Source organism: Deefgea tanakiae, assembly GCF_019665765.1.
Lineage (GTDB): Bacteria > Pseudomonadota > Gammaproteobacteria > Burkholderiales > Chitinibacteraceae > Deefgea > Deefgea tanakiae.
In genome coordinates, this window is sequence record NZ_CP081150.1 from 132,725 (window position 1) to 156,664 (window position 23,940).

Genomic DNA, 23,940 nt, shown 5'->3' on the forward strand with positions numbered 1-23,940 from the left:
TTGTTGGACCAAAAAAGCCATCCTGCGGGGTGGCTTTTTTACGTCTGTCACTTGGGTATTGGCGACTGGTACTGATCTGGCAAATCTTGTGTTTGAATACCTCGCATTGCAGCATCGATTGGCTGTCGTATTTCGAATTGCGCGCAGCGCGTGCAAGCTCACACAATGCGCGCATTTTGCTTTATTATCGCTGTGATAATTTGAACAGGGAAAAGAGCATGATCAAGGTTGGGATTGTTGGCGGTACTGGATACACTGGGGTTGAATTGCTACGTTTGTTGTCGCGCCATCCTGATGTAGAGCTAAAAGCCGTGACTTCACGTAAAGAAGCCGGCATGAAAGTGGCCGAGATGTTTCCTAGCCTGCGTGGCCGTGTTGAGATTTCCTTTTCTACGCCAGAAGACGCCAAACTGACTGAGTGCGATGTGGTTTTCTTTGCGACGCCACATGGCGTGGCAATGGCGCAAGCTCGTGAATTGCTCGACGCTGGCGTGAAAGTCATTGATTTGGCCGCTGATTTCCGTCTGAAAGATCCGGTTGAATTTGTGAAATGGTACGCGATGGAGCACAGCTGCATCGATTTGCTCGCCGAAGCCGTGTACGGTTTGCCAGAAGTGAATCGCGTAGCGATTCAGAAAGCCCGTTTAATTGGGATGGCGGGCTGTTATCCAACTTCAGTGCAATTGGGCTTGTTGCCACTGATTGAAAACGGCCTGAAGTTAATTGAAACTAGTGGCATCATTGCCGATTGTAAATCTGGCGTGTCGGGCGCAGGTCGTAAAGCCGAAGTCGGCACGTTATTTGCAGAAAGCGCTGACAACTTTAAGGCCTATGGCGTCAAAGGCCATCGCCATTCGCCAGAAATCATGCAGGGCTTGTCTGACATTCACGGCGCACCTGTCCAATTGACTTTTGTACCGCATTTAACGCCGATGATTCGCGGTATTCATTCCACGATTTATGCGCGCTTGACTGAAGCGGGCAAAGCGGTTGATGTGCAAAAACTATTTGAAGATCGATTTGCGGGCGAACCGTTTGTCGATGTGATGCCAGCGGGTTCTTGCCCAGAAACTCGCTCGGTACGTGGAAGTAATACTGCACGTATTGCTGTACACCGCCCAGGTAATGGTGATTTGCTGGTGATACTGGTCGTTGAAGATAATTTGGTGAAGGGGGCTTCAGGCCAATCAGTGCAAGTTATGAACTTAATGTTTGGCTTGCCAGAGCAGCACGGTCTTGATGTTGTACCGTTACTGCCTTAATCAATGCCAATCAAACGTCTTTATCGTTTGCAAAGAGCGCGCCTAACGGCGATGCCTATGGCCTTAAAACCCCAGCTAGGGTTTAAGGCCAAGGTATTTCGTTATGTGCTATTTGTTGGGGTATTGCTTTTGGCTGCATATGCAGGAATGCGTTATGGGCAATACCAGCAAGAAATGCAGTTGGCTAAAAATGCGCAGCTGAGTCAAAATCAAATACAAAGCAGTCAGCAGCGGCTCACTGCCTTAGAGCAAGAAAAAGCCTTGCTGGCGCAGCAGTTGACCGTGGTAGGTGCTGAGCGCGATGCGCTCAAACGCGAGCTGTCGACTCTGCTGCAAGATGCGGCGGCCACGCGCGAAACACTCTCTTTCTTTGAGTCCTTATTGCAAAGCAATGACCGCAGCCGACTCGCTAGTTTTGTGGCGTGTGAGCTGCAAACTTTGGCGCCCGATCGAATAGGTTATCGTTTACTGCTGGTGCAGGGAACAGATAAAACCACTGAATTGTCGGGGCGCTTGCAATTAAATCTGCAATTCCTTGTGGGCGGCAAGAAGCAAAGCATCGCGCTAGGGGATGATGTCTCCCCTGTTGTAAGCGTCAAGCATTACCATCGCGCAGAAGGTGAATTTAAATTGCCAGAAAACGCTGTTGGTCCGATGCTCATGGATGTACGGTTTGTTGAGGCGGAAGGTAAAAAAATACTCGCCAGTTGCCAGAAAAAAATCTAATAGGGGACGTCTGTGTTTAGCAAAAAAAAAGGCAGTACCAAAATTGATAGTTTGATTGGCCAGGGTACGACTGTCGCTGGTGACGTGAAGTTTGCCGGCGGCTTGCGGGTCGATGGCGTGATTATTGGCAATGTCAGTATGGCGGATGAAAAAACCGGTACTTTAGTCGTGAGTGAAAAAGCCCGCATCGAAGGTAAAGTGACATGTTCGCATTTGATTTTAAATGGTGAAATTCGTGGGCCGATTGAAGTCAGCCATTATGTTGAATTGCAGGCCAAGTCGAAAATTGTGGGTGATTTGGCTTATAAAACCTTAGAAATGCACCCTGGTGCAATCATCGAAGGGCATTTGGTTCATGTCCATAATGGCAAACGCGAAGAAGTCGCGGCGGCAGACGTGCCGCGTGTCGAAGCCAAGTCGGCACAGTGATTGACCCCGTTGGATGAGACGTGGATAATAAACCCTATCAATTTAGTCAACTATTATTTGCGGAGCTATTATGAGCACTGAAACTGAGATGCCACTACCATTTGTCTTTTCTGATAATGCTGCCAGCAAAGTCAATGAATTGATTTTAGAAGAAGGCAATCCTGATCTGAAACTACGTGTCTTTGTGACGGGTGGTGGCTGCTCAGGTTTTCAATATGGCTTCACGTTTGATGAAATCATCAATGACGACGACACGCCGATTACTAAAAATGGTGTAACGCTGTTGGTTGATCCAATGAGTTACCAATATTTAGTCGGTGCTGAGATCGATTACGTGGAAAGCATTGAAGGCTCACAATTCACGATTAAAAATCCGAACGCCCAGTCAACTTGCGGCTGTGGATCATCATTCTCGGTGTAATTCATCGATGAAGTTTTTGAAAAAAGAGGCGAAAGCCTCTTTTTTTTGTTCAAAGCGCATAGCACATCGCTTCAATCTTCCAAATAAAATCCATAATAGTGGATGTATCTCTGCTTGAATTTTGCTGAGCTTGCCTTGTGTTCATATACGGTATCAAAATTGGTTTTTTGATTTCGTAATTGCGTAACTCGGACAATAATGAAAGGTCACTTTTTGGAGTCATATCATGTTTGAATCGGCAGAGTTGGGGCATAAGCTCGATAAAGCGTCTTATCAGACCTTTGAGGCGGAGTTACGGCAAAATTTATTGTCGATCCAATATGATTTAAAGCAGCGCGCTGAATTTCCAGTGGTGATTTTATTGGGCGGCGTGCCGACGGCGGGCAAGGGGGAAACGGCCAATCTATTGCTTGAGTGGCTTGATCCGCGCCATATCGCGACACACGCCTTTGCCGCACCGACCGACGAAGAAGCGGCCCGCCCGCCATTTTGGCGCTATTGGCGTGTTCTTCCGCCGAAAGGCAAGATGGCGATCATGTTCGGCGGTTGGTATAGCGGACCGATGTGGGATCAAATGCAGGATCAGGCCGACCCCGGTGCGTATGAGCGCGAATTAAGCAAGATTGTGCGCTTAGAAAAAATGTTGGCCGACGAGGGCGTGTTGGTGCTGAAGTTTTGGCTGCATTTGCCCAAAGAACAGCTGAAAAAACAATTGAAAAAATTGAGTTCCGACCCGCGTACAGCATGGCGCGTTGAGAAATCCGACGAGTGGTTTTTAAAACATTACGATGAAATGATTGAGCGTTATCGTGATCTATTGCTACGCACTAATTTGGCGGACGCGCCGTGGCGAGTCGTAGAAGGTACTGATGCGAATTACCGGAGCATTTCGGTGGGGCGGCAAATTGAGGAATCGATTCGTCATCACTTGCAACGTACGTCTGTTAAACAAAATCGGGTGGATGCCGCGCCTCTGATGGCTTCGATTGATGGTGTGCGATTGTTGGATAAATTGCCGCTGGACAATGACCTGAGCAAAGAATCCTACAAAGTTCAGTTAGAAGAGTTGCAAGGCCGGCTAAATGGTTTGACTCGCCATCCGAAGTTTAAAAATTTCTCGGTGGTGTGTGTATTTGAAGGGATGGATGCGGCAGGTAAGGGGGGCGCGATTCGTCGCATTACTGCGGCGCTGGATGCACGGCAATATCGAACTATACCGATTGCCGCTCCAACTGAAGAAGAACGCGCTCAGCCGTATTTATGGCGTTTCTGGCGGCATTTACCGCCGCATGGCCAGATTACTTTGTTCGACCGCTCATGGTATGGTCGGGTACTGGTCGAACGTGTTGAAGGATTTGCCAGCCGCGCTGATTGGATGCGAGCATATGGTGAGATCAATGACTTTGAAGCGCAAATTGGCTCAGCCAATGTGATTGTTGTGAAGTTTTGGTTGGCGATTAGCAAAGAAGAGCAACTCAATCGCTTTAATGGTCGCGAAGCGATTGAATACAAGCGTTTCAAAATCACCGAAGAAGATTGGCGTAATCGCGAGAAGTGGGATGATTATGTCACGGCAGCCAGTGATTTGATCGAGCGCACCAGTACCCCGGCAGCGCCTTGGTATTTGATTGGCGCGAATAATAAATACCACGCTCGACTTGAGGTGCTTAGTCATTTATGTGAGCAGATCGAAGAAGCGGTTAACGCAAAGGGTCACAAATAATGCCGCACGCTTTACCAGAGGTCGTTTTAGCGCAGTTGTTCACACAGGCGAGGACGCACAGTCATTGGCTGGCAAAGCCCGTGCCAGACGATTTACTGGTTAGTTTGTATGACTTAGTCAAATTCGGGCCGACTTCGGCTAATTCGTGTCCCGCGCGTTTTGTGTTTATCAAATCGGCAGAGGCCAAGGCGAGGTTAAAGCCTTGCCTGTCCGAGTCGAATATCGAGCAAACGATGTCGGCACCCGTGACGGTGATTGTGGCGCATGATTTGGCTTTTTATGATCATCTGCCTGACTTATATCCACGTGCCGATGCGCGCAGTTGGTTTATCAATGGCAGTGCCGAAAAAATCAGCCGTACGGCCTTGCAAAGCGCGACTTTGCAGGCCGCATATTTGATCATTGCTGCACGGAGTTTGGGTTTGGATTGTGGCCCGATGGGTGGGTTTACCCCAGCCTTGGTCGATGCTGAATTTTTCACAGACAGTCGCTGGAAAAGTAATTTGCTGATTAATTTGGGTTATGGTGATGCACAGCAACTGCCGGCGCGTGATCCACGATTACCCTTTGCTGAGGTATGCTGGATAGAATAGCGGTTTAGGAAGGGGCGAATGCGAAGTATCAATGTTTCGTCAGTTTCTAAAACAATTTACATTCGGATTTAAAATTTCAATTCAAACTTGAATTGATTGGCTTTACAGCGTTTGATTTCTCAGGGAATAAAATAAAGCATGGCGGATTGGAGTATTTGGCAGGCCCTCGAAGACTGGCGCAATAAACGCCACGAACTAGATCCAATTTTCGCCTACGCGGGAGTTGCTCCCGAGCTAGATAGTCAAGCTAATCGCATCGCATTGGATTTGCGCCGTAGCCCACCCACACGCCCTTTATTGTCGGGGGATAAAGCACGTGATGAAGAGGAGTTAGGGCGTTATAACGACGCTTATTTTCGCCACTATGACGATCCGCTGGATAAAGTTGAAACGCTACTGCGTCGCCCTTGGGTGCCCGAGGCGGGGCCGATTGCTGATTTGGTGCGCCAAGAGCTAAAGCGAGTGAGAGAGTTAATGCGTGATCAGCCGGGCACGCATCCTCGGTTTGATGAACTCGACGTTTTATTGCAGCACTACCTACATCTTGATCATCCGATGATTATGATTGATCCTGATGTATTGGCCGCTAGACGAAGAATGCTAATAGATGTGGCCGGATACCCACTGCAAGTACAGAATGCATTAAAAGATCCGTATAACGATAGCGTGCCACCGCTTTCGAGCAGCCAGTTTCGCGACTTATTGCACGGCAAGATGGCCGAGTATTTAGAAGCGAAATGGCTGCATTCGCGAGTGGTTACACATTGGTATATCAGTTTGGCTTTGGATGGCGCATTAGCGAGAAAAAAACGCGATGCCACTGATGACACACGAATCGCCTCGATGATGAAACGGCGCTGGCCTGCGCTTTCTGTCATTACGCCTGGATTTGATCAAGCCGATCAGATTTGGTATCTAGTGCTGACTTTGATAGCAATTGCCTGTTTGTTTTTTGAGTTTTGGTGGTACGCAGGGGTTTTGATTTTTTGGCTGTATTTATCGGTGGGTGGACACCAAAGGGAACGCAAAGAAATCGAAGCGCGTCGTGCTCAACTGGCGGCAAGAGCGGCGAGTATGAAAACCACGCGTGATCGTTTTGCACAAAATCAAATTACTTTGGAGCGTCTTTCGTTTCAGTTGCGCCAGCTTGATGAGAAAGGCGAATATTTCGACGATACTGTATTCGCATTGTTGGGCTTACATCAGCATGAAGTATAGTATCTCTTGCTGGCCATTAACTAATAATGCCTGGCAAGATATACATATGTTATTGAATTATTCCCTCGACAAACATCAAGAGCTGACCTGAGTGCATCGGCGTCCACGTCTCGTTATCCGTCAACGGTTGAGTGGCAATCATCGCAACGCGATCGTTGGGCGTGGTTTCTGCTGAGAAATCAACCGCCATATCCATATCGGATAAATGCGCTACGGTAAAGGGGGCTTGCCGTACGATGTAATGCAGCACTGTGCTGCAATGAGCAAACATCGTATCGCCATCCGAAAGTAAAAAATTACAGGTGCCATGCTGCGCCAACTGTTGCGCTAGGCTTTGCATCGCAAGGTGCAACTGGGTACGGCTCGGCATTTCCTCAAATTGCCGAGCAAGCTGATCGAGTATCCAGCAAAAAGCATGTTCGCTATCGGTGCTGCCAACGGTGTGAAAGCGAGACTCGGCAAGGCTCGGTAGTTCGGTCAGATTGCCATTATGCGCAAATATCCAATACCGCCCCCACAGTTCACGTTGAAATGGATGGGTATTGGCGAGGTTGATTTGACCCTGCGTTGCTTTACGAATGTGCGCAATCACATTTTTGCTTTTGATCGGATAGCTACGGACAAGGTCTGCGACGGGGCTGCTGATAGAAGGCAGATAATCAAGAAAAAGGCGACAGCCATCCCCTTCAAAAAAAGCAATTCCCCAGCCATCGCCGTGCTCATCGGTGAGACCGCCACGGCAACGAAAACCCTCAAATGAAAATACGATATCGGTTGGGGTATTGCAATTCATTCCGAGTAGTTGGCACATTGTCGGCAACCTCTTGTTTTTGTGTAGAAAAAGCGTAAAGTGAAAGTGTATCTCTTGTGTGAACCGTTCTTAATATGAAGTCGGTGAGCGCACAAAGGAGGTCATCATGCTAGGCCGTATTCAGCGAAGTAGCGATTTATCATCGATTGCTAATTATGCCCGTTCTACACCCGTCCGTGGCGGCGGTAGTGGCTTGTCTGCGGCAGAAACCTATCAAATAAATCAACTTAATGCCGTGCGCAAGTTAAGTGCGCTAGGTTTGAACTCAGCATCGAGTGATATTGCTGCTCAGCAATTATCAAAGCGCTTTGGTAGTAGTTCAGAGGTGAAGATTTCAGCCGCCGCGCGTACGCAAGCAAGCTTGGCTGAGTTTAAATCTAAGCTGCAAGAGCAAACCGTAAGCCGCAACCCACTCAAAGTGCAAAGCTCACAGCCGGAGCTGATTACGGCAAAGCCGACTCAAGGTGGTCTATTGCTGCCAGCGCTTTCGCTGGAGATCAAGCAATTGGCGCAAAGTCAGCAAATTCAAACTCGGAATTTTTCACCTTCTGAAGCGCAAATTGGTACAGGGAAACTCCTAATTCAGCGTGCAAGTGCTGGCACTGCGCCCATTGGTGAACCTGTCACCATCAATATCACCGATCAAAATAATACGTTAGCGGGTATCGCCCAAGCGATTAACGGAAGTGGTGTAAGCATTCGCGCCGAAGTATTGCGGGATCGAGCGGGAAGCCGCTTGGAGTTGACTGGCAAGGCAACGGGGCAAGAGCAGGGGTTTGTCATTCAAGCGCTAGACAATGATGGCAACGATAGCGATGACGCTGGTTTATCAGCTTTAAATTTTGACCTGAGAAAAGGGCAGGTCGCAACGAGAGTGGCGCAAGATGCAAAGTTAACAATCGATGCACGCGATGTGATGAGTACGGATAATCAATTTGAAGACAAAATTAGCAATATTCAAGTTCAACTGCTGGGGCAGGGAAGTGTGGCGCTGAGCTTCTCCCGTGACACCGACACCGTGACGAAGAATTTTGCTGGTGTGGTAGAGCGTTACAATCAAGTTCGAGAGTCCTTGCTGGGTAATATCGATGCTGCGGCGAGTAGGGTGCGTAGTCAGTTGAGCGATAGTGTGGCCAATCTCAGTGTGGGCAAGGGCTTGGCACGGTTAGAAATTGCCGATATCGGTCTGAGTCGAGATGCTTCGGGTAAGTTGTACTTAAATGAAACACAATTGAGCCAGCAGGCACTGGCGCAACCCGAATCAGTGAATGAATTATTGAATCTGATGTCTGAAAAATTAGAGACTCAAGTGAATGCAGCTATGAATACACAGAATAGTTTTGCTAATGTGTGGCGCGGTTTACGAGCGTCAGCAGGCTTGGCAACTAATCAAGCCGTATCAAGTCTATTGCCTTCAACATCACCTAGGGAAAACCTGAGTCAGCAGCCACTCAACTCACGGGTCATGGCAGGTGTGATGCAGTACATTGCGATTGCGCAGTATCAGTAAGGAAAAAAGCCCACTAAAAAGTGGGCTTTTTTTGAGCGATGCGGATTAACCTGCTAGTGCACCAGCGCCAATACTAAAGCCCATGTCGACGTGCAAGATTTCACCAGTCATGCCTGAGCACAAATCAGAGAGCAAGAACGCCGTTACATTGCCGACTTCTTCTTTGGTCACATTGCGTTTGGAAGGTGTCGCTTCTGCAGCACCTTTGAGCAATTTACCAAAGTCAGAAATGCCAGCAGCAGCCAAAGTCTTGATTGGGCCTGCTGAAACACCATTAACGCGGATTTCTTTGCTCGTACCCAGTGCCGCGGCCATATAACGAACATTCGCTTCCAGACTGGCTTTGGCCAAGCCCATCACGTTGTAGTTCGGAATGGCACGTTCTGCGCCCAAGTAAGACATCGTGACCAATGATGATTTTTCATTCAACATCGGACGCGCTGCTTTGGCGAGCGCTGCAAAACTGTATGAACTGATGTCATGAGCAATTTTGAAGTTTTCACGCGTGACTGCGTCAAGGTAATCGCCTTTAAGCGCGTCGCGTGGCGCGAAACCAATCGAATGAACCAAACCATCAAACGTCGGCCAAAACTCAGCCAAGGCAGGGAATAGCGCTTCAATTTGTTCGTCACTACCAACATCACAAGGTAGGACGATGGTTGAGTCAAAATCAGCGGCCAAACGGGCAACGCGTTCTTTGAGTTCTTCACCCACATAGGTAAAAGCCAACTCAGCGCCTTCACGACGACAGGCCTCGGCAATGCCATAGGCGATGGAGCGATCTGACAATAGACCGCAAATTAAGATTTTTTTATTAGCGAGAAACCCCATGGGGCGACATCCTTGCTTGTGCGAATTTCGCGATTATATGATGAAAAGACTTTTTTGGGTTTAGTTCAATGCGTAGGGCAGGCTTAATTGAGTCAATTGGGGGCCGTTTGCATCAATTAAGTGAAGTCCTTGTTCTAAACTCGCAATTTGTGCCACGACCAATACTTCTGAGCCGCCTTGCGGTGCTGGCGCTGCGAGCATGATTTTGCCGCTGGCTTGACCATTCATTTCAGGGCTATACACGTCTTGCCCAGCAGCAACATCAAGACTGTCGACATGCATGCGATAAGTGCGGCGCTTCAGTTTGCCTAAATATTGGGTGCGCGCCACAATTTCTTGGCCGGGGTAGCAGCCTTTCGTAAAACTAACGCCACCAATTAATTCCATATTGGCCATCTGTGCGACGAATTCTTCGTGCGTTGCGCCGGTAATCCACGGAGCGCCAGCACGAATTTCTGTTAGTTGCCAAACCGCCGAACTCGATGCTGTTGCGCCATTGGCGATCAGTTGCCCCCAAATCGATTGCATGTGTTCTGGATTAGCAATGATCTGATAGCGTGCGCCTTCAAGACCAATCACGGTTGCGTTGTCATGATGCTGTGCTTCAAGCGCAGTTGGCGCTGAATTAAACATTGTTATGATGATCGCAGTGGCATTTGGCCCTGCAACGCCGACTTGAACCCATTCCGCGTTGACATCACTGGCTTTGGTTTTGCTCCGCATGATAAACATCGAAAGGCGTTTTTGAATGGCGGCCTGAAGTTCGGTGGCCACTTGCAGTAAATAGTCGTCGCCTTGGCGGGAAATTAGAAAGCTCGCTTGCATTCGACCCTTGGGGGTTGAATAGCTTGAGTACTGCACCGCGCCCTGAGTGAGTGCACGAATGTCGCTTGAGAGTTGCCCTTGCAGAAAAGCTTGGCTTTCTTCGCCTTGAAAACGAATCAAACCATACTGCAGTAATGGGCAGCACACAGCGCTGGTTTCAAGCGCTTCGAGTTCTTGCTTGGCTGCGCCATAACTAATTACATTCATATTCTCGCCTTCGATGGCTCCACCTGCTTGAAGTAGAAATTCGTTCCAGTTCATTGCAATTAATCCTCATTTGGCAAAAAGTAAGTACGCCCCGTAAACGGGGCGTAAAGGCATGTCCGAAGTTTAACGGATTATTCGATGATTTCGTCTTTGGTTTGCGCTGTATTGTTGATGACGTCACTTTGCGGGCGATTTGAGCCTTCGCTACGCAACTCGGGTGCCGATAATAAACCCGTGATGTTCAGGTTGTTGCTCACGATGACTGCGCCCGCAGCCAGTTGTGAAGCGGCAGAGCCTGAGATTTTGCCCTCTTGAATGACAACGTTTGCTCGGGTGCGAAGTTTTCCAGATTCGAGTATTAAGCTGTGTAGCTTGATTGAATTAGTGTTGATGGTTATACCTCCAGCCAGCGTACTGAAGTTGGTTTGACCTCCGCGACGAAGTACTGTTGGGCTTTGCGATTTAAGTGGAGTGATTAAATCAAAGTTATGTAGGGTGCCGTCTTGGATAATAAAGCGACCTTGAATTTGTGGTTGTTTAAAAAGTTGATTGTAAGTTGGGCTTTGATATTTAAACGTAACATCACTATTCATACGGCCTGTGCTGCGAGTGATGGGGCTAAACACAGTAATCAGCGGCTCTACATTGATGGTCTTACTGAATATTTGTCCGGTAAGTATCCATTCTTGCCCCCAAGCTAGTTGTGCGCTACCTGTCACGATGCCGCCATAAATGTCGCCGCGAATGTCCGAAATAAGCAAGCCGTCGGCGTTGGCAGTGCCCATCAGTTTAAGAAAATCAAACTTAACCGGATGACCAAATGGCAATTCCCAACCTCTGGCGTTGAATTGCACTTTGAATTGACCCGCTGAAGCGGGTTGCACTTGAATTTCTGCGCGGCCTTGGTCGGCGCGAATCACTAAGTCGCCAATGCTGCCATCAGGGTTGAAAAGCAACTCACCATCGATGGGGCCTACGGTATTCGATTCCAGTTTGACTGAAGCTTGCTCCAGATTGAGTCGATCAATTTTGACGCCGCTGGTGTCTGATTTAACACGGTTAGGCAAATCCAGAGCAAAAGCGCGTGAGAATGTCGCGTTGCGTACGGTGACGTCACGAATGGATTTGCCATAGTTCAGCAGGTTATAGCTGGTGACAGGAATGGCCACTTCTGCAATTTGAGCAGCTTCGGGAGAGTCGATCACCACATTTTGTAAAGTAAACACAGGCGCCGGTTGATAGCTAAATTCAATTTTAGCGATGGTGGTTTTGCCACCATTGATTTTTGTTAGTTTGTTTTCTAGTTGGTTTTTGACGGCGTCATAAGGAAATACCAACGGCAAGGCCGCGGCAAGGCCAATGATTACAGCACTGCCAATAAGTAGATTTTTTGGATTAGGCATCTTTAGTCGATAAAATTGTTAGGTTATTCTTGACTGCTCAGCGATGGATCGCTATTATACGCCTCCTAAGCGATTCCTCGATAGCTCAGTTGGTAGAGCAACGGACTGTTAATCCGTGTGTCCCTGGTTCGAGCCCAGGTCGAGGAGCCAAGAATACCGAAGTTGTTAGAGTAATAGCAACATCAAACTGATTTGATCGTCAGCATAGATCAATTCCTCGATAGCTCAGTTGGTAGAGCAACGGACTGTTAATCCGTGTGTCCCTGGTTCGAGCCCAGGTCGAGGAGCCAAAACACTAGAGCTGTTAAAATTATGTAATAGCAAAAAGCTGATTTGATCAGCAATAAAAATCAATTCCTCGATAGCTCAGTTGGTAGAGCAACGGACTGTTAATCCGTGTGTCCCTGGTTCGAGCCCAGGTCGAGGAGCCAAATACGAAGGGCTAACTGAAAAGTTAGCCCTTTTTTATTGTTTTTCAATCTGAATTTTTTGAACTTCGTCGTTGACCCGTTTATGCTTGTTGTATATTTGTCACGAAGGATGTTCAAATGTCTGAAGATGTTCCGGCTATTGAGTCGACACATACTCCCCCTCAAGGGTTCTTTGCCCAGCATCGGCTTGCCATTATCGGCGCTGGTGTATTTATTCTCGTAATTTTGTTTCTCTTGATTGGCATCGCTATTGGCATGGCGAAAAAAAATTTCGAGAAGAAGTTTTATCTGACTCAAATTGAAAAATTAAAAGATGCGCTGACCGATTCTTTAGATAAACGTACCGAATTAGATAAAGAAATGGTAGAGCTACGGGGCGAGCTAAAAGCAAAAAAAGATCATGTACGGGATCTTGAAGATAAGATCGCAGATTTGAAGCATGCCAGTAGCAAAGCAGAAAAGACGGGTGAGACGCATTCCAAAATTACCGATTCAGGTGGATCTGCAGGTACTAGTTCTGATCCGGGCGAGGCTTATTTGCGCTTGAAAGCGGGTGACTGCTTGATTCAGGGTAGTGGTAGTACCGCTGCTAATTGGCAGGAGTGTTTAAAAAAAGGTAAGAAGACCGCCACTCCATCAGCAGGTCATTAAGTATGTATTATGTGAGACGTGGCGTTTAAGTTGCCCATCGTAGTGAAGCTACAAAAAAGCGGCCCCTGTTGGTGGCCGCTTTTTTGTATGTATCTATAAATGCTGGGTTTAACGAGTTAAGGCCCCTGTTGGCGACATCATCGTGATTTCACCGAAGTTTGAACCATCACGTTTTTTATCCGAAAAATCAATCATAAAACCACCCATGTCATACTTTTTCAAGGTCGTCAGTGCATTGTAGATGGAGGAGCGAGTTGGACTTTTGCCGGCTCGTTTGATGGCCTCTACGATAAGTCGTGCAGAAATATAGCCTTCTAGCATGGCGTAGCTTGGGTAGTTTGCAATGGCAGCCAGGGAGTCTTCTTTGCCTGATCCTGTACCCATCTCATTAAATACGGCAGTTTGAAATTCTTGAATGAGGCGCTCACGAGGATTGTAGGGGTAGGGGAAGACTTGGCTAATACCTAGGCCATGGCCACCTTTCTTTCCGATGGTTTTTGCAACTTCTTCAAATTGAACCTGAGATAGCGCGTAAATCTGTGAGGTGCCGCCTTTTTCCTTGTATTGTTGAACAAAGCTTGCGGCAGGTTTAGATAGAGCAACAATGATAATTGCTTCGGGATTGAGCTTGGCCAACTCTTGCGCGGCCTTGCTGGTGTCGCCGGTTTTGCCATCAAATGAAGCTTCGCCCATTAGCGTTAATTGCTTTTTGGCGAGAGATGTTTTTAATGATGCAACCCCTGCTTGGCCTAGTGCGCCTTTTTCTGCCACAACGGCAATTTTTGTTACGCCAAGATTGCCGGCGAGTAGTTTAACCAAGCGATCAGTTTCTTGGGTGAAGCTTGCGCGGGTATGAAAAACGAATAAGCTGCCATTGCCGCGCAAAGACTCGGCGCCGCTATGTACTGAAACTAAGGGAATACCAGCGTTATCTAGAGTTTTCGTTTTGATGAGCTCAGCGACGCCTTCGGTACCAAAGTAGGAAATGAGAGCGACGGCATTTTCTTTTTCGATGAAATCGATGGTGTTTTTGACTGTACGTTTTGCATCATAACCATCGTCGCGAACAATATGCGTAATCAATTCGCCATTGATACCGCCGCGTCCATTGATGCTATTGAAGTAAAGCGATGCGCCCAAGGCAATGGCTTTGCCAGTTTCTGCGGCAATGCCCGTGGTCGGAACGGACTGCCCAATAATAATTTCAGCTTGAGCCAATGTAGAAATCGTTAGACTAACGCCAATGATGATTTTTTTTAACACGTTCCAATCCCCTCCGAGTGTCATTCTCTGCCAAGCATCTTAAATTATTGTTTGCTGATGGTATAGTATTCGCCCGCTGCAACGTAGTAATACGCTGGAGATTGCGCACTTTTTCATTTCTAGGCATTGGCAAGCGAGCCTAAAATGCCGCATCATGCAGTACTAAGCTGACTATTATATGCTGTCTGGATGTCAGTTTTTGTAGTCTTGTTTGTTTTTCAGTGATTCATTTGGAGTTGGGTATATGCGGCGTGCTGTATACGCAGGGAGCTTTGATCCGGTTACCAAGGGGCACTTATGGATGATCGAGCATGGCGTCAATTTGTTTGATGAAATGATTGTCGCCATCGGTGAGAATCCCGACAAACGTTACACCTTTAGCGTTGCTGATCGTGTAGCGATGTTACGTGAGACCACTTCACATTGGCCTAATTTGCGCGTTGAAATCTTCGAAAACCGCTTTCTCGTCGATTATGCCCGTGAACAAGGCGCGCAGTTTATTCTGCGCGGGATTCGCGAAGCGGCAGATTATGAGTTTGAACGCAAAATGCGTTATGTGAATGCCGATTTGGCTCCGCATATCGATACCATTTTCTTGATGCCGCCACGAGAAATTGCTGAAATTAGCTCGACGATGGTCAAAGGCCTTGTTGGTCCAACTGGCTGGGAAAATGTCGTGAAGCAATATGTGCCTGATCCAGTCTTTTTACGTTTATTGGCAGGGCGTTAAAACGCGAATTTTGATTTGTTGCAAGGAGCTTCTCATGGCTAGGCTTGCTTTGGTGGCTCTTTATTTTTTTGCTCTGATGATCACACCGACGGCTAGCGCAAAAGTATTGGAGTTGGTCACGCTGCAATATCCACCTTATGCATATCAAGCACAAGGTGAAGTAAAGGGGATGGCGGTTGAACTGATCCAAGAGGCTTTTCGCCGCATGAAGCAACCGATCAAGATCAGTATTTTACCTTGGGCTAGAGCGATTTATCGTATTGAGCAGGGGCAGAGTGATGCGATTTTTACCATCTATAAAACGAAAGAACGTGCCGTTTTCACTGATTATTCAAATGAAATCTTAATCCATCAAAGTATGGCATTGTTTACGCGCAAAGATTCACCGATTAAGTTTGATGGTCAATTAAGCGCCTTGGCGCAGTATCGTTTTGGTGTGGTTCGCAAAGTCAGTTATGGTGATATTTTTGATCAGGCCGTGAGCAATCACCAGATTTCCCCTCCTGATATTACCGACACCGGTGAACAAAATGTGATGAAGTTATTGCAGGGGCGCTTTGATATTTTGGTGAGTAATAAATTAGGCGCTTTGCATATTTTGCAGCAAATGGGGCAAGCAGAAAAAGTCAGTATGCTCTCGCCTGAAATAGAGCAGATTCCTAGCTATATCGCTTTTGCCAAAAAAAATCATCTACAAGTAACTCGTGATCAGTTTGATGCGACTTTACGAGAAATGAAGCGCGACGGCAGTTATGCCAAAATTGTGAGTCGTTATTTGTTGCCCTAGGTCGATTGCAGCGGCTTGATGCAATGTAACATCAGGAATTCAAAAGCATAATACCTGCGAACGAGCGCTTGCAAACTGGTAAACTACGCTTTTGCTTTTCAGTTGCTGCCATGTCTGATCTCTCCAGTTATAAAAATCGTCTCACTAAAAATATGCGCCATTGGGGTAAATGGGCGCGTCGGCAGGGGCTGACTTGCTATCGCATTTACGACCGCGATGTGCCTGAGTTTCCGATGATTGTCGATGTGTACGGCGACCGCGTGCATTTACAAGAGTACGACACCGGCTGGATGGAAACCGACGAAGCGTATTCGACGTGGGTGGATGAAGTGCATGCAGCGACTGCCGAAGTGTTTGGCATTCCGCTCGAGCACGTTTCGCTCAAAATCCGCAAGCGCATGAAAGGCCTGACGCAATATGAAAAAACGGAAGGCGCGGGCGAGTTTTTTGTGGTCGAAGAAAACGGCCTGAAATTCGAAGTCAATCTCGAAGCTTACCTCGATACGGGCCTGTTCCTCGATCACCGTAATACACGTAAACGTGTGATGATGGAGGCGAACGGCAAGCGTTTCCTCAACCTATTTAGCTATACCGGTGCATTTAGTGTTTACGCTGCGGCGGGTGGTGCGGTTTCGACGATGACGGTTGATTTGTCGAATACTTATCTTGATTGGGCGGGGCGTAATTTTGCCTTAAATGGTATGGACGCTGGCAATCACCAATGGGTGCGTGCCGACGTGTTTGAGTTTTTACGTGAAGCGACGTGCAGCACGCAAAAATATGATTTGATCGTGATGGATCCGCCAAGTTTTTCCAATTCGAAGAAAATGCTCGGCGTACTCGACGTGCAGCGCGACCATGCGTATTTGATTGAATCCTGCCTGTCTTTGCTGGCGCCCGGTGGCGTACTGTATTTCTCAAACAATTTGCGCAGCTTTGAGCTCGACCCGATGTTTGTTGGAATGTCAGAAAACCTCACCGCTTCGTCAATTCCGGAAGACTTCCGCAATAAGCGGATTCATCAGTGCTTCCGCTTTGTGAAAAAATAAAATCGATCGACCACTCAGACGCAGTGGCACAGACGAAATCACGCGCATTATGTGATTTTCTAGCGTGCTCCTCTGCGTCTTTGTGCTTTCTGTGGTGCAAAAAATGAACGCTATTTATCCTGCACCGCTGGTGCTGCTTGATCTGGAAACCACGGGCGCCAATCCCACGACGGATCGAATCACTGAAGTGGGTCTGCTTCAGGTCGATGCAGAGGGTATTGCCTCATGGTCATCATTGGTTAATCCTTGCCAGTCTATACCTCCATTTATTCAACGATTGACGGGAATCGATGATGCGATGGTGGCAGATGCGCCGCTATTGGCCGACCTTGCCGCTCAATTACAAGAAAAACTCAGAAATCGCATCTTCGTCGCGCACAATGCGCGCTTTGATTACACCTTTTTGCGCAATGAATTTAAGCGTCTTGGCCTGACGTTTCGTGCCAAAGTGCTCTGCACCGTACAGCTCTCGCGCAAACTCTATCCCGATGAATTCAAGCACAGCCTCGATGCGTTGATCGCACGGCATGGTTTGAAATATCACGGTGAGCGCCACCGCGCATTAACCGATGCCGAGCTGATTTACCAATTCTTGCAAGCAGCAGTGAAAGACTTGGGCGCTGAACGCGTCCAGCAAGCGATTGATGAGTTGATTCGCCCGCCTGCATTGCCAGCACAAATCGACGAATCGGTGATCGATGATCTGCCCGATACCGCTGGTGTGTATGTGTTTTATGGCGAAAACGATGAAGCGCTGTGGATTGGCAGCAGTTCGAATATTCGCCGCCGCGTATTGCAGCATTTTGGCAAAAAAGCCAATGAAGGCCCCGCCGCGTATTTGGCGCGTGATTTACGGCGCATTGACTGGATTGAAACTTCGGGCGATTTGGGTAGCGCATTGCTAGAGCGAAAATTGATTCAAGAACTGCGCCCACGGATGAATCCGGTGGTGCGGCAAAAAGTCGATCAAACTCAGTCGGTCTGGGAAATCGCCTTGCCCAAAGCTGTGCGCGGTGAAGAAATCACGGCGCTGCAGCCTAAATTATTGCCCTTGAGCCAGCTTGCCACTGCGCGTGGCGAATTGTTTGGCCCTTTCCGTGGCGCGCGCGAAGCACAAAACATCATGAATCGCGTCATCAAAGGGCAGGGCTTGTGCCGCCAAGTGTTGGGCTTAGAAGCGCCGCGCAAAGAGGGCGGCCCATGTACGGCACATTTGCAAGGTGATTGCCGTGGCGCGTGCATTGGGCGCGAAGCTATGGGCTTGCACAATGGTCGTTTACTCGCAGCACTCGCCAAACACAAACTCGCACCGTGGCCGTATGCTGGTGCGATTGCGATTGCTGAAGGGCCAGAATGGGCGCCCGTGCTGCATGTCATCGATAACTGGTGCTATCTTGGGCAAATCGGTGATGTGAATGAATTAGCAGAGCTGATCGCAACCAGTAAGCCTGCCTATGATGTGGATATGGCGAAGTTGATTCGCAGCGAGATCAAGAAACTGGTAGATAAAATTCAGCAGATCTAATTTAAGCGATGTTCTAAGTTGTGCCAGCAGGCGCGCGCTGAGTCTCCCGCCATGCACATGGCTTGAGCTGCATTGCCGTGCAGTGCCATTTTCGGCCTATTGCTGAGTAATGCCGCCGAGACTGCGGTGTAGACCAATAAAAAGAGTGCAAGTAAAAAGAGTTTCATACTGACCCCGACACCGAGTTGGTATTGGGTATTAAACTATTTTTATATGAAATTTTCAAGACAGCTTGATGAATGGTTTGTGATGATTTGCTAATGTAGGGCGCTTTGTTTTTCAAATGAGGGCAGTGCGATGCAAAGACTTAGGCTGGGCATTCTTTTATGTAGTCTTATGATGTCAGCGGCACAGGCCACACCATTAGCAGAATGTCTTGGACTTCCGGCAGCTGGAAAATACCTGATTGTGAATGCGGATGATGTGGGTATGCATCCCGATTTGGATAAAGCGGCATTCAAGCTGATTGATGCTGGGCAGATTCAAGATATTTCAATGATGCCGCCGACGCCGAATTTTGCAGCAGCCGCCAAAATGGCCAAAGCGCGCAATATGAGCGTTGGTGTGCATCTCACTCTGACTAATGAATGGCAAGACAAGCAGCCTTGGGGCGCGGTACTTTCCAAGAAAGAAGTTCCATCGTTATACAACCCACAAGGTCGCTTGTGGGCGACGACGGCCGAAGTCGCTCAGTACGCCAATTTGCCCGAAGTGAAAAAAGAATTGTTGGCGCAAATTGCCAAAGTGCAAGCGGCAGGATTGAAGGCGACGCATCTGGATGCGCACATGCTGTTTTGGGATGCGAGCCCAGCTTTGACTGAGTTGTATTTTTCGCTCGCCAAAGAAACGGGCATTCCGGTTTTATTGCAGGTATTTCGTCAATCGAATGCCGAGCAAATGAAATTAACGCAGCAGTTTCAAATCCAACAGGGGATTGTGACGCCCGATACGTTTTCGATGCACTACAACCCTAGCCAGCGCGAACGGGGCGTGGCTTATCGCGGTTATTTTAATTTAATCAGTGAGCTGCCCGCAGGTGTGCATACGATCGGGATTCATCCCGCCGAAGACAGCGCATCGGCCAAGGCTGCGATTGCCGATCTGACTTTGCGGCTGACTGACTTTGCCGCGTGGCAAGATCCTGCTTTGCAGCAGCACATTCAATCATTGGGATTTAAACCGCTGACCTATGCGCCATTACACGCTTTGCAGCGTAGCGTGGTGGCTAATCCCAAAAACTGCCTGAGCCAATATAAATAGAAGCTGTTTGGGTATTGCCTGCTAGGCTTTGCTGTTTTTGCTTTCAGGTTCAATACTCGGGGTTTGATTTCCTTTTTGCCACGGCCAGTGTCCAGAAAGTTCGAGTTCCATCGTAAAGCTGAGGAAAGTGCGGATCAGCACAACGAGGCCGAGTTTAATGAGATTATCGAGCGTGAGCTCAATCGCGATGGTGTAGATAATGTCGCTGATGATGAGAAATTCAAGGCTCAGCAAAATCCCTCGCCCAAGTTGTTGTCGCAGCGCGTGATAGGCGGGTTCTAGCTGATGTGTTTGCAGCAAATCACGGACAAACAGCCCCAAACCGATGAGCGTCAACAGCAGTAAAATCCCAATTCCGAGGTATTCGACTGCCATGGCGATGCTGTGTAGTGTGATGCCCATCGTTTTTCCTTTCTTATAGGTATTGTCTACTAGCTATTATTCAATATAGCTTGGCTGGCTATACGTGCATTTAAAAAGGTGATGCCCAGATAGTGTGTTGATGTTGTGTGACGCGCTGGTAGGGCTGGGGCTTTAAAATCCCTCAATATCAAACCGACGTAGTCGGTGCAGATATAGGGCGTCTTTCTTTGCTTACTTTCTTTGAAGAAGCAAAGAAAGTAAGTCCTCATCGTGGATTGCGACAGTAAAACGCCGTGCCGTAGGCACTTAAAAATATCAACATCTAGTTTGAACATCGCCCAAAAAAAACCGCATGTAATCCATGCGGTTTTCGTTTTGCTGACGGCGATTAAGCCAGAATCGCTTTAATATCGTCGCTTTCGCTAATCGTGAATTTCTTGTCGGTTGGCACCAAATTGCTGCCGTCAAAACGGCCCACATGGTAAATCGACCCAAACGAGAATGTTGGCGCTGCTGCACCTTGGCCGCCGCAGACTTCTGCGCCACGGCGAACGTTGTCGGCCATATAGCCAGGCAGACGCAAGTGGTATGGATTGCGGCGCACTTCTTCAACGTGGCAAGCCAAAGCTGCGATCAAATCTGCAGTATCGTTCAAGCTAGTCGCGATCAAAGCATTTGGCGCTTCCATTTGACGCCAGAACTCGCTTTGTACCAATACACAGCTGTGATTCGCCGCTTTGAGCGCATCAACGAGCAGGTAGTAAGTACCGATATGCGCAGAGTGGTAGTCGTTATTGTGTGGGCAAACGACGACTTGCGGTTTGTATTTGCGCAGGATGTTGGCGATGACTTCGACTTTTTCAGCCCATGCAGTTGGGTTGCCATCACGCGTTTTGCAGTTCACATCCATCAGGCCGCCTGGAATCGTTTCGAGCAAGCCCCAGCCGAGGTAATCGCAGGCATTTTTTACTTCAACCCAGCGCTCTGGCTGGCGTTTCAAGTTTGAGCCTTGTGAAACCGCCACGTTAATCACGTTGAAACCCGCTTCGCGGCCTAAACGCAATGGCAAGCCACCGATAATGCATTCGTCGTCTGGGTGCGGTGCAAAAATCATCGCGATTGGTGCGTCAGCGGCGAGTTCAGCTTTTGGTGCGTGACCCAGCTCATCTAAATTTGAAAACAAAGGCGCGTCGGTTTTTTGTAATAGGGCGTTATGCGCCTCAACCAGCGCGATATATGGGTTGCTCATTGGCTAAACTCCGGTGCGGATTGCAGGACAGGAAAAAAGATTATCAAGAGTATAGGCGTTCAAACTCCCGCAACCAAGAGTCAGTCGTGAACAACTGCGATTTGAGTTGATTTTTCACAGTATTTACGTAAGAAAAAGCGTCCCTGATGCGGATCGTAGGGGTTTAGCTTTGAGGGATTGTCATTAAAGTGCTGCATAATGAGTAAAAATTCATCGAGATAAAAATGTTGCAGTATTTCCGTAGTTCATTTCTGGTCACGTTTTTAGGCTTAGTTGGCGCGTGGCTGATTGCAGGCTGGGGCGGCTTGTGGATCGCATTTAATTTGGCCTTACTTGAAACCAGTTTGAGTTTTGATAATGCGGTGGTGAATGCCTCGGTGCTCAAGCATTGGGATGAAAAATGGCGCAAACGCTTTTTGCTGTGGGGCATGTTGATTGCTGTTTTTGGCATGCGCGTGATTTTCCCGCTGCTGATTGTGGCGGTGATTGCCGGCATGGCACCGATGCCGGGGCCGATGGCGTTGATCGATTATTTCAGTAGTGGCGTGTGGCCTGCGAATGATGTGCTCTCTATGGCGATTGTCGATCAAAATCGTTATGCCAGCATTTTGACGTCGGCGCATATCGAGGTATCGGCTTTTGGCGGCGCGTTTTTGCTGTTGGTATTTTTGAATTTTTTTATTGATGCCGAAAAAGACACGCACTGGTTTAGCCCCGTAGAGCGGCTGTTGGCCAAGTTGGGCAAGCTCGATATGGCAGCGATTGTGCTGAGCTTAATGCTGCTGGTGCTGATGGCGGCGTCACTCTCTGCTGCCGAAGGCTATCGATTCCTCGTCGCGGGCGTGTGGGGCGTGATTGTGTTTGTGTTGGTCGATGGTTTGGGTGATTTGATTGGCGACGAAGGCGCGGCGGCGAAAACGGGCTGGGGTGGGTTTATTTACCTCGAAATTTTGGATGCATCGTTCTCATTCGACGGCGTTTTGGGCGCATTTGCGCTGACGAAAAATATCTTTTTGATTGCGATTGGGCTGGGCATCGGCGCGATGTTTGTGCGTAGCTTTACGATTTTGTTAGTCGAAAAAGGCACGCTCAGCGCCTTCAAATACTTAGAGCACGGCGCATTTTGGGCCATCGGTGCACTCGCCGCCGTCATGCTACTCGCGGCAAGGTTTCATATTCCAGAAGTGATTACGGGCGGTGTGGCTGCGGTGCTGATCATTGCGGCTGGGGTGCATTCTTGGTTGATTAATCGCCACCAACTTGCCTCCGAAATTAACGCACATCAGTAGGCGTGCGCTTTCATCGCTTGTGCCATGAGGCGATAGGTCGCAACCCATGCTTCGCGGGTTTCTTCGGTAAACTCATCACCTAAGCCCGCTTTCAATGTCCTGAGTAGCGCATTGCCGACTAAGGTGTAATGTTCAGGCAGTACGCCATAGCCGACGTGGCGTTCGGCCAGTTTGTGCAGTACTGGAACAATTTTACTCAGGTCATTTAATCCATTTACCGCCACTTTCAGTGTGCCCATCAGCATTTTGCCTTGCTCGCTCATATCGTGCTTAAACAAGCGCCGCAAGCTGGGATCAATCTCAAATAGTTTTTGATAGAAAATCGCCGATGCTTGATCGGCAATCGGCTCGACTTTGGCAAAGCTCTGTTGGACTAAACGAATTTGCTGGGCGGTAAGTGACATCCTGTGACTCCTTGAGAAACGTCATTTAGCCTAGTCGATGAAAAAATGAGCTGCAGCGTTATTTTGATCAAATGGACTGTTGCGCTGGTGGATATCCTTGGTACTTCGATTTCATTCTTAAGCAAACAATACCAAAGGCCGTTGCGCATCTTTGGGGTGCGGTAGCACGGTGACGGGGAGATCGTAGGTTTGCTCCAAAAAGTCGCTGCGCAGCACCTTACTGGGTATCCCGCTGGCGATAATGCTGTTATTGGCTAGCATGGCGATACGTGTGCAATATCTGGCAGCTAGGTTCACGTCATGCAGCACGGCGACGACGGCGATACCGGTTTCTAGCGCCAATGTTTTGGCGGCGGATAAGAGGCTGTGCTGATGCAGCGGGTCGAGGCTGGCGGTTGGTTCATCGAGTAACAGGCAGCGATACTCCCCCGATTGATAGCAGGCCAAGATTTGTACCATTGCTCGTGCAAACTGCACGCGTTGTTGTTCGCCGCCCGATAGGCTGGGGTAGCAGCGGCCTAATAAATGCGTGACATCAGCTCTGTGCGCGGCGTGTTGTACTTGCTCGGCGACCTCTGCCGGCGATAGTTCTGGAAAAGGGTAGGCGCCCATCGTGATGACGGCGTCGACCATCAGATTGAAGTTCAGCCCCGGATTTTGCGGTAAGACGACGCGTTTGCGGGCTAATGCCGCTGTATTCATCGCCGACAATGGCACATCGCCCCAGCGCACTTGCCCCGCGCTGGGCGTGAGTTCGCCAGCGGCAATGGTTAAGAGTGTTGATTTCCCCGCGCCATTTGCACCCAAAATCGCGGTGAAATCGCCCGCCGGAATTTCGAGCGAGATGTCTTGCAAAACTGTCGATTTGCCGCGCGAAAAAGAAATATTTTTAAGTTGTAACATGCCCATTCCTGTCTATTTGGAAATGTTCAGATTTGGAGTTGATATTAGTGTTGCGCTCGTCGAGCTGGGGATTTTAA

25 protein-coding genes and 3 tRNA genes are annotated in these 23,940 nt (G+C 48.4%); 18 read left to right on the top strand and 10 right to left on the bottom strand.

Annotation, left to right across the window (positions count from 1 at the left end; translation table 11 throughout):
• The first annotated feature begins 218 nt into the window (after positions 1-218).
• The 7 genes from argC to K4H28_RS00650 all read left to right on the top strand — a co-directional run bounded on the left by argC (position 219) and on the right by K4H28_RS00650 (position 6,372).
• Entirely contained in the window at positions 219-1,262 is a 1,044-nt protein-coding gene (gene argC, locus K4H28_RS00620) for an N-acetyl-gamma-glutamyl-phosphate reductase (protein WP_221006360.1), read from the top strand.
• A 57-nt stretch (positions 1,263-1,319) separates the two neighbouring features.
• Positions 1,320-1,988: a DUF6776 family protein gene (locus K4H28_RS00625; RefSeq protein WP_221006361.1), complete on the top strand. Its 669-nt coding sequence runs from the start codon at positions 1,320-1,322 to the stop codon at positions 1,986-1,988.
• 12 nt (positions 1,989-2,000) lie between these two features.
• On the top strand, positions 2,001-2,417 hold the full coding sequence (locus tag K4H28_RS00630; protein ID WP_221006362.1) for a bactofilin family protein: 417 nt from the start codon (positions 2,001-2,003) through the stop codon (positions 2,415-2,417).
• 88 nt (positions 2,418-2,505) lie between these two features.
• Entirely contained in the window at positions 2,506-2,838 is a 333-nt protein-coding gene (gene erpA / locus K4H28_RS00635; RefSeq protein ID WP_373312789.1) for an iron-sulfur cluster insertion protein ErpA, read from the top strand.
• A gap of 226 nt (positions 2,839-3,064) precedes the next feature.
• Entirely contained in the window at positions 3,065-4,561 is a 1,497-nt protein-coding gene (gene pap / locus K4H28_RS00640) for a polyphosphate:AMP phosphotransferase (RefSeq protein ID WP_221006364.1), read from the top strand.
• Positions 4,561-5,154: a malonic semialdehyde reductase gene (locus tag K4H28_RS00645; RefSeq protein WP_221006365.1), complete on the top strand. Its 594-nt coding sequence runs from the start codon at positions 4,561-4,563 to the stop codon at positions 5,152-5,154. The genes pap and K4H28_RS00645 overlap by 1 nt, the downstream gene beginning before the upstream one ends.
• 138 nt (positions 5,155-5,292) lie before the next feature.
• A complete protein-coding gene (locus K4H28_RS00650) occupies positions 5,293-6,372 on the top strand; it encodes a hypothetical protein (protein WP_221006366.1) in 1,080 nt (359 codons plus the stop codon).
• Between the two features lie 49 nt (positions 6,373-6,421).
• Here K4H28_RS00650 and K4H28_RS00655 read toward each other — a convergent pair whose 3' ends face one another.
• Positions 6,422-7,183, bottom strand: a complete 762-nt coding sequence (locus K4H28_RS00655) for a class II glutamine amidotransferase (RefSeq protein WP_221006367.1) — start codon at positions 7,181-7,183, stop codon at positions 6,422-6,424.
• A gap of 106 nt (positions 7,184-7,289) precedes the next feature.
• Between K4H28_RS00655 and fliD the strand changes: the two genes are divergently transcribed.
• Positions 7,290-8,693 (top strand): flagellar filament capping protein FliD, encoded by a 1,404-nt coding sequence (gene fliD / locus K4H28_RS00660; RefSeq protein WP_221006368.1) that lies wholly within the window; start codon positions 7,290-7,292, stop codon positions 8,691-8,693.
• A gap of 45 nt (positions 8,694-8,738) precedes the next feature.
• Here fliD and K4H28_RS00665 read toward each other — a convergent pair whose 3' ends face one another.
• The 3 genes from K4H28_RS00665 to K4H28_RS00675 form a co-directional block, all read right to left on the bottom strand.
• On the bottom strand, positions 8,739-9,524 hold the full coding sequence (locus K4H28_RS00665) for an enoyl-ACP reductase FabI (RefSeq protein ID WP_221006369.1): 786 nt from the start codon (positions 9,522-9,524) through the stop codon (positions 8,739-8,741).
• Positions 9,525-9,584: 60 nt separating this feature from the next.
• Positions 9,585-10,610, bottom strand: coding sequence for a CAF17-like 4Fe-4S cluster assembly/insertion protein YgfZ (gene ygfZ / locus K4H28_RS00670; RefSeq protein ID WP_221006370.1), 1,026 nt, complete (start codon positions 10,608-10,610; stop codon positions 9,585-9,587).
• A gap of 77 nt (positions 10,611-10,687) precedes the next feature.
• Positions 10,688-11,959 carry an AsmA family protein gene (locus K4H28_RS00675; RefSeq protein ID WP_221006371.1) on the bottom strand — a complete coding sequence of 424 codons (1,272 nt, stop codon included), beginning with the start codon at positions 11,957-11,959 and terminating at the stop codon, positions 10,688-10,690.
• Positions 11,960-12,033: 74 nt separating this feature from the next.
• On the opposite strand from K4H28_RS00675, the gene K4H28_RS00680 reads away from it, so the two are divergent.
• The 4 genes from K4H28_RS00680 (at position 12,034) to K4H28_RS00695 (ending at position 13,041) form a co-directional block, all read left to right on the top strand.
• Positions 12,034-12,109 (top strand) — tRNA-Asn (locus tag K4H28_RS00680).
• Between the two features lie 64 nt (positions 12,110-12,173).
• Positions 12,174-12,249 (top strand) — tRNA-Asn (locus K4H28_RS00685).
• Positions 12,250-12,314: 65 nt separating this feature from the next.
• Positions 12,315-12,390, top strand: a tRNA-Asn gene (locus K4H28_RS00690).
• Positions 12,391-12,507: 117 nt separating this feature from the next.
• Positions 12,508-13,041, top strand: a complete 534-nt coding sequence (locus K4H28_RS00695) for a hypothetical protein (RefSeq protein ID WP_221006372.1) — start codon at positions 12,508-12,510, stop codon at positions 13,039-13,041.
• Positions 13,042-13,149: 108 nt separating this feature from the next.
• Here K4H28_RS00695 and K4H28_RS00700 read toward each other — a convergent pair whose 3' ends face one another.
• On the bottom strand, positions 13,150-14,304 hold the full coding sequence (locus tag K4H28_RS00700; protein ID WP_221006373.1) for an ABC transporter substrate-binding protein: 1,155 nt from the start codon (positions 14,302-14,304) through the stop codon (positions 13,150-13,152).
• A 244-nt stretch (positions 14,305-14,548) separates the two neighbouring features.
• Between K4H28_RS00700 and coaD the strand changes: the two genes are divergently transcribed.
• From coaD to K4H28_RS00720, 4 genes are all read left to right on the top strand, one after another.
• Positions 14,549-15,034, top strand: coding sequence for a pantetheine-phosphate adenylyltransferase (gene coaD, locus K4H28_RS00705; protein ID WP_221006374.1), 486 nt, complete (start codon positions 14,549-14,551; stop codon positions 15,032-15,034).
• Between the two features lie 34 nt (positions 15,035-15,068).
• Positions 15,069-15,821, top strand: coding sequence for a substrate-binding periplasmic protein (locus K4H28_RS00710; protein WP_255573573.1), 753 nt, complete (start codon positions 15,069-15,071; stop codon positions 15,819-15,821).
• A gap of 110 nt (positions 15,822-15,931) precedes the next feature.
• Positions 15,932-16,870 (top strand): class I SAM-dependent methyltransferase, encoded by a 939-nt coding sequence (locus K4H28_RS00715; protein ID WP_221006375.1) that lies wholly within the window; start codon positions 15,932-15,934, stop codon positions 16,868-16,870.
• A gap of 103 nt (positions 16,871-16,973) precedes the next feature.
• The gene (locus K4H28_RS00720) at positions 16,974-18,395 is read left to right on the top strand and encodes an exonuclease domain-containing protein (RefSeq protein WP_221006376.1); all 1,422 of its coding nucleotides are present in this window, start codon (positions 16,974-16,976) and stop codon (positions 18,393-18,395) included.
• Here the strand turns inward: K4H28_RS00720 and K4H28_RS00725 are convergent.
• The gene (locus tag K4H28_RS00725) at positions 18,392-18,562 is read right to left on the bottom strand and encodes a hypothetical protein (RefSeq protein ID WP_221006377.1); all 171 of its coding nucleotides are present in this window, start codon (positions 18,560-18,562) and stop codon (positions 18,392-18,394) included. The two genes, K4H28_RS00720 and K4H28_RS00725, sit on opposite strands and share 4 nt — an antisense overlap.
• 169 nt (positions 18,563-18,731) lie before the next feature.
• Here K4H28_RS00725 and K4H28_RS00730 point away from each other — a divergent pair, with 169 nt between their 5' ends.
• The gene (locus K4H28_RS00730) at positions 18,732-19,655 is read left to right on the top strand and encodes a ChbG/HpnK family deacetylase (RefSeq protein WP_221006378.1); all 924 of its coding nucleotides are present in this window, start codon (positions 18,732-18,734) and stop codon (positions 19,653-19,655) included.
• 21 nt (positions 19,656-19,676) lie between these two features.
• On the opposite strand, the gene K4H28_RS00735 is transcribed toward K4H28_RS00730, so the two are convergent.
• Positions 19,677-20,057: a DUF1622 domain-containing protein gene (locus tag K4H28_RS00735; RefSeq protein ID WP_221006379.1), complete on the bottom strand. Its 381-nt coding sequence runs from the start codon at positions 20,055-20,057 to the stop codon at positions 19,677-19,679.
• Between the two features lie 349 nt (positions 20,058-20,406).
• Positions 20,407-21,267 (bottom strand): PIG-L deacetylase family protein, encoded by an 861-nt coding sequence (locus K4H28_RS00740; RefSeq protein ID WP_221006380.1) that lies wholly within the window; start codon positions 21,265-21,267, stop codon positions 20,407-20,409.
• A 224-nt stretch (positions 21,268-21,491) separates the two neighbouring features.
• Here K4H28_RS00740 and K4H28_RS00745 point away from each other — a divergent pair, with 224 nt between their 5' ends.
• Entirely contained in the window at positions 21,492-22,556 is a 1,065-nt protein-coding gene (locus K4H28_RS00745; protein WP_221006381.1) for a DUF475 domain-containing protein, read from the top strand.
• On the opposite strand, the gene K4H28_RS00750 is transcribed toward K4H28_RS00745, so the two are convergent.
• On the bottom strand, positions 22,550-22,960 hold the full coding sequence (locus tag K4H28_RS00750; RefSeq protein WP_221006382.1) for a globin family protein: 411 nt from the start codon (positions 22,958-22,960) through the stop codon (positions 22,550-22,552). The genes K4H28_RS00745 and K4H28_RS00750 overlap by 7 nt on opposite strands.
• Before the next feature lie 117 nt (positions 22,961-23,077).
• On the bottom strand, positions 23,078-23,863 hold the full coding sequence (locus tag K4H28_RS00755; RefSeq protein WP_221006383.1) for a heme ABC transporter ATP-binding protein: 786 nt from the start codon (positions 23,861-23,863) through the stop codon (positions 23,078-23,080).
• Between the last annotated feature and the right edge of the window lie 77 nt (positions 23,864-23,940).